Raw genomic sequence first — 4,876 nt, forward strand, 5'->3', positions numbered from 1 at the left:
CTTCTTCCTGAAAATCAAGCACTTCAGACGCATCGCCACGCGCTACGAACAGACCCCACGGGCGTTTATGTCAATCCTTTGCCTCGTCAGCGCGTTCATCTGGACCAAATGAATGTCAACGCGCTCTAGTAACCGGGTCTAATCGATGTATCGATTTTCATATGCAGAAGTTGTCGAAGACGCTCCTAGAGAATGCCGGCAGCGCGAATATGAGGTCTTTGATCGCGCGATCGGTCTCCTGAAGGCTGCCGAGGGCCGGCCTTCCAGATCTCCCGAAATGAGCGATGCGATGGAATTCCTGCAGCGCCTGTGGACTGTCTTCGTCCAGGACTTGGCGCGTCCGGACAACGAACTTCCTGACAAGCTCAAAGCGCAGCTCATCTCGATCGGGTTCTGGGTCATGGGCGAGCCAGCCGCATAGCGATAGGGGAGCACAACAATCTGAACGCGCTGATCGATATCAATACCATGATCCAGGAGGGGCTAAAATGAAAGCCAAGATGAGATTCTCCCTGAAGGCCGGTGAGCGCATCTTCATCAATGGCGCTGTTCTGACCGTGAGCCAGAAAGTGACCTTGAGCCTCCTGAACGAGGCGCGCTTCCTCCTGGAGAGCCATGTCCTCCAGGTCACGGAGGCGACAACCCCGATGCGTCAGCTCTATTTCGTCGTGCAATCTCTCCTGATCAATCCGCAGGAAGCGGGCAAGGTCATGGGTGCGTTCCGTAAACTGCATGATGCCTTGCTCCAAGTCACCACCGATGAAGCGGTGAAGGATACGCTGGGCAAAGTCGGAGACCTCGTGGAAGCCGATCGCACCTTCGAGGCGCTGAAGGCCATCCGAACCCTGTTCGAGCCAATCGAGGCTCATCAATCCGCACCAGCGGAGTCCGCCGTAGTTCAAGCGGCATAATTCAGGAGCCTCATGATGAACGTCTCCTCTGTCTCCAGTACTGTTACGACACAACGAACGGCCACAACTGAGACATCTTCGACCGCAACCTACGACAACTTCCTGAAGCTGTTGCTGACGCAGATGAAGAATCAGGACCCGACCGAGCCGATGAAGTCGACCGACTACATGGCTCAGCTCGCGACCTTCTCCCAAGTCGAGCAGACCGTGAAGAGCAATTCCAAGCTCGATGCGCTGCTTTCTTCGTCGACATGGGCACAGGCCGACAGCGTCATCGGCCGCACGGTTTCGACCGCTGACGGCAAGATCTCGGGCGAGGTATTGTCCGTCACGATCGCCAGCGACGGCGCGGTCGCCAAGCTCAAAGGCGGGGAACAGATTCTCCTCGGACCTGGCATCATCGTGAGCTGACGATGAACGAAGTCGATGCCCTTGAGCTTGTACGGGCAGCCATTTGGACCGTCATCATTGCTGCAGGACCTGCGGTCGCGGCAGCAATGATCATCGGTATCGTCATCGCGCTGATTCAGGCATTGACGCAGATTCAAGAGGTCACTCTCACATTTATCCCGAAGATCATCGCCATTCTGGTGGTGGCCCTCGTGACCGGGTCCTTCGTCGGATCGCAAATCTTTGCCTTCACAGAATTGGTCTACGGCAAGATCGTAACAGGGTTCTAGATCGCCGGCCCTCGAGCGGCATGAGGGACGAGGGACGGCTCCTAAAGGTGGGTTTGCGACCCTCGCGCAAGCTTCATGGTCCATGTGTCAGTCTCTTCGTTCATTCGTTGAGCTGACAGGCACATGGAAGCAACTGAAGTTACAGCCCAGGGACGCGGCAGGGATCTGGCATTTGCCGGTGCCGTGGTCGGCATCCTTGCCATTCTCTTTCTACCGATTCCGCCGCTTGCGATCGATATGGGGCTCGCCTTCTCGGTGGCGCTGTCCGTCCTGATCCTGATGGTGGCGCTCTGGATTCAGAAGCCGCTCGATTTCTCGGCGTTCCCCACTGTCCTCCTCATCGCAACTCTGTTGCGGCTCGCGCTGAGTATTGCCTCGACCCGTCTCATCCTGTCCGATGGTCATAAGGGCGTCGATGCCGCAGGCCACGTGATCAGCGGCTTTTCCCAATTTGTGATGAGCGGCGATTTCGTTATCGGCATCGTAGTCTTTATCATCCTCATCACCGTGAACTTCCTGGTCATCACCAAAGGTGCCACCCGTATCGCCGAGGTGGGCGCCCGGTTTACGCTCGATGCCATTCCCGGTAAGCAGATGGCCATCGATGCCGATTTGTCCGCGGGTCTGATCGACGAGAAGGAGGCCCAGAAAAGGCGGCGCGAGCTTGAAGAAGAAAGCGCCTTCTTCGGATCGATGGACGGTGCCTCCAAATTCGTCCGCGGCGAGGCCGTCGCAAGCTTGATCACGATCGCCGTCAACATCTTCGGCGGCATCATCATCGGCGTCACGCGCCACGGCATGCCTCTGTCCAAGGCTGCCGATGTCTTTACCCAGCTGTCCGTTGGCGACGGCTTGGTCAGCCAGATCCCGGCCCTCGTCGTTTCGCTGGCAGCCGGTCTTCTGGTGTCGAAGGGAGGAACACGGGGGCAGGCGCAGAAGGCCGTGCTCGATCAGCTCGGAGCCTATCCGAGAGCACTGATGGTCGCCTCGGCTCTGATGTTCGTCTTTGCCATTGTGCCCGGCCTGCCAATGATCCCGTTCCTGCTGCTCGGCGGCGGTATGGGCTTCATCGCTTACTCGATTCCCAAGCATAGAGCCGACCAGGAAGCTCAGGCCCAGGCAAAGCTGGTGCAGGAACAGCAGAAGAATCTCCTGGAATCGCGAGACTCGGTGAAGGAGTCCCTGAAGCTCGCCGAGATTGAACTTTGCCTCGGCAAGCATCTGGCATCGTATCTCGCGAGCTCGCACGGGGATCTGGCGCACCGCGTGGGCAAGATGCGCAAGAAATTCGCCCAGGATTACGGTTTCGTTCTGCCTGATGTGAAGCTCTCGGACAGTCTCATGATCCCGCCGAAGAGCTATCAGATCAAAATCCACGGCACCGTTGTGGCGACGCAGGAAATCCGCCCGGGCGATCTCCTCGTCGTGCTCGGCGATGGTCCGATGCCCGACGTGCCGGGGGATGAGGTGCGGGAGCCAGCCTTCGGCATGAAAGCGATGTGGATTTCAGACGTTTACCTAAACGAAATCAAGCGACAGGGCTTCACCGCAGTCGATGGGGCATCAGTCCTTCTCACGCATCTGAGCGAAGTGATCCGCAATAACCTGCCTCAGCTTCTGTCCTACAAGGACGTCCGCAATCTCCTGGATGGGCTCGATTCCGAGTACAAGCGCTTGCTCGATGATATCTGCCCCTCACAGATCTCCTATTCCGGTCTTCAATCCGTATTGAAGCTCCTGTTGGCCGAGCGGGTATCCATCCGCAATCTGAGCTTGATTCTCGAGGCGGTCGCCGAAATTGCTCCCCATGCGCGCCGCGCTGAGCAACTGGTGGAGCATGTGCGGGTTCGAATTGCCCAGCAGATCTGCGGCGATCTCGCGGAAGGGGGCGCCCTGAATGTGCTGAGGCTCGGCAATAGATGGGACATCGCATTCCATCAGAGCCTAAAGCGGGATGCAAAGGGCGACGTCGTCGAGTTCGACATCGATCCGCGTCTCGTCGAGCAGTTCGGTGTCGAGGCTTCCGACGCCATCAAGACCCGCATGGGTCAGGTTCAGACCTTTGCCATCGTAACGGCGCCGGATTCTCGCCCCTATGTGCGGATGATCGTCGAGCGCATGTTCTCCTCCCTGCCTGTTCTGTCGCATCTGGAAATCGCCCGGGGAGTTGAGGTCAACTCGCTTGGTACGGTCTCGTGAACCAGGTAACCCCCGAGATCCTGCTGGGGATCTTTCTGATCTTCTGCCGGATCGGCGGATGCCTGATGATCGCTCCGGGCTTTTCGAGCAACCGGATTCCGCTTCAGGTGCGGCTCTTCATAGGCTTGGCCACCACTCTGGCGCTGGCACCGGTTCTTCTCGAAAATGTTCAGGCCGGCGTCACGTCCCAGTCTCCTGCCGCGATCTTGGTTTATATCGTCTCGGAGCTGCTGACGGGAATCCTGATCGGCTTGTTGGGACGCGTCTACTTCCTGGCTCTGCAGACCATGTTGAGTGCCGTGGCGCTGGCTCTGAGCCTCGGCGGCATGCCGGGAACGCCGATTGACGAAGCGGAGCCTCTTCCTCCGATCAGCTCCTTCATCATGATGGTCGCGACGGCTGTTCTCTTCCTGTCCGACCTTCATTGGGAACTGTTCCGGGGTCTCATAGCCTCGTACTCTCGGCTGCCTCTGGGGGAGGGGCTGGGCATGCGGCTCTCGCTGACGCAACTGGTCGACCAGATCGGCGTCGCTTTCGTTCTTGCCCTCAGGATCAGCAGCCCCTTCATTCTGTATTCGGTTGTCGTCAACCTGGCGGGCGGACTGACAAACAAGCTCACGCCGCAGATCCCGGTCTATTTCCTGGCAACGCCCTTCATCATGTTCGGCGGATTGCTCATCGTATACTTCGCAGCAAGCGACTATGTGCTCCTCTTCATGGAAGCTTTTTCAACCTGGCTTCGGGACGGGTAGGCAGGATGAGACAAAGAATCCGGAAGTTCGACCGCATTTTGAAGGTGCAGCAGCACCTCCAGAAGGAGGCCGAACTGAAGCTCGGCAATCTTGATCGACAAGCGTCCGAGCTCAGAATCGCCCAGGAAACGCTCATTCAGACGATGAACGATCACGAGACGCTTCACGGCCTTTTCGTCGATGTCGGTAACATTGGCAAAAGTCCGGGCTGAGCTGGCGGGTCGGGGTTCCGGCGCAGCGACAATTCTGATTCAATCCCCTGCATGTCACCGGCCCCGGATCTTGATGGCCTGTCGAACGCCGATCTGAAGCGGTTGGTGCTGGAGCTGTTGGG

7 protein-coding genes are annotated in these 4,876 nt (G+C 58.1%); all 7 read left to right on the forward strand.

The window, feature by feature from the left end:
* Window positions 1–145: 145 nt before the first annotated feature.
* The 7 genes from flaF to FS320_RS37980 all read left to right on the forward strand — a co-directional run bounded on the left by flaF (window position 146) and on the right by FS320_RS37980 (window position 4,754).
* Window positions 146–421 carry a flagellar biosynthesis regulator FlaF gene (gene flaF, locus FS320_RS37950; RefSeq protein ID WP_244627652.1) on the forward strand — a complete coding sequence of 92 codons (276 nt, stop codon included), beginning with the start codon at window positions 146–148 and terminating at the stop codon, window positions 419–421.
* A gap of 67 nt (window positions 422–488) precedes the next feature.
* Window positions 489–911 (forward strand): flagellar biosynthesis repressor FlbT, encoded by a 423-nt coding sequence (gene flbT / locus FS320_RS37955; protein ID WP_152717445.1) that lies wholly within the window; start codon window positions 489–491, stop codon window positions 909–911.
* A gap of 15 nt (window positions 912–926) precedes the next feature.
* Window positions 927–1,322 carry a flagellar hook assembly protein FlgD gene (gene flgD / locus FS320_RS37960; protein WP_152717449.1) on the forward strand — a complete coding sequence of 132 codons (396 nt, stop codon included), beginning with the start codon at window positions 927–929 and terminating at the stop codon, window positions 1,320–1,322.
* A gap of 2 nt (window positions 1,323–1,324) precedes the next feature.
* Window positions 1,325–1,591 carry a flagellar biosynthetic protein FliQ gene (locus FS320_RS37965; RefSeq protein ID WP_152717446.1) on the forward strand — a complete coding sequence of 89 codons (267 nt, stop codon included), beginning with the start codon at window positions 1,325–1,327 and terminating at the stop codon, window positions 1,589–1,591.
* 123 nt (window positions 1,592–1,714) lie between these two features.
* The gene (gene flhA / locus FS320_RS37970) at window positions 1,715–3,790 is read left to right on the forward strand and encodes a flagellar biosynthesis protein FlhA (protein WP_152717447.1); all 2,076 of its coding nucleotides are present in this window, start codon (window positions 1,715–1,717) and stop codon (window positions 3,788–3,790) included.
* Entirely contained in the window at window positions 3,787–4,542 is a 756-nt protein-coding gene (fliR, locus tag FS320_RS37975; RefSeq protein WP_162003503.1) for a flagellar biosynthesis protein FliR, read from the forward strand. The genes flhA and fliR overlap by 4 nt, the downstream gene beginning before the upstream one ends.
* Window positions 4,543–4,547: 5 nt before the next feature.
* The gene (locus FS320_RS37980; RefSeq protein WP_152717448.1) at window positions 4,548–4,754 is read left to right on the forward strand and encodes a hypothetical protein; all 207 of its coding nucleotides are present in this window, start codon (window positions 4,548–4,550) and stop codon (window positions 4,752–4,754) included.
* Window positions 4,755–4,876 lie beyond the last annotated feature (122 nt).

This window comes from Microvirga tunisiensis, assembly GCF_009296175.1.
Taxonomy (GTDB): Bacteria; Pseudomonadota; Alphaproteobacteria; order Rhizobiales; family Beijerinckiaceae; genus Microvirga; species Microvirga tunisiensis.

Excerpts from the sequence above, each read along its gene's own strand:
- flhA (WP_152717447.1), top strand. The coding sequence starts at position 1,715 with ATGGAAGCAACTGAAGTTACAGCCCAGGGACGCGGCAGGGATCTGGCA.
- FS320_RS37965 (WP_152717446.1), top strand. The coding sequence starts at position 1,325 with ATGAACGAAGTCGATGCCCTTGAGCTTGTACGGGCAGCCATTTGGACC.
- FS320_RS37980 (WP_152717448.1), top strand. The coding sequence starts at position 4,548 with ATGAGACAAAGAATCCGGAAGTTCGACCGCATTTTGAAGGTGCAGCAG.
- flgD (WP_152717449.1), top strand. The coding sequence starts at position 927 with ATGAACGTCTCCTCTGTCTCCAGTACTGTTACGACACAACGAACGGCC.
- flaF (WP_244627652.1), top strand. The coding sequence starts at position 146 with ATGTATCGATTTTCATATGCAGAAGTTGTCGAAGACGCTCCTAGAGAA.
- flbT (WP_152717445.1), top strand. The coding sequence starts at position 489 with ATGAAAGCCAAGATGAGATTCTCCCTGAAGGCCGGTGAGCGCATCTTC.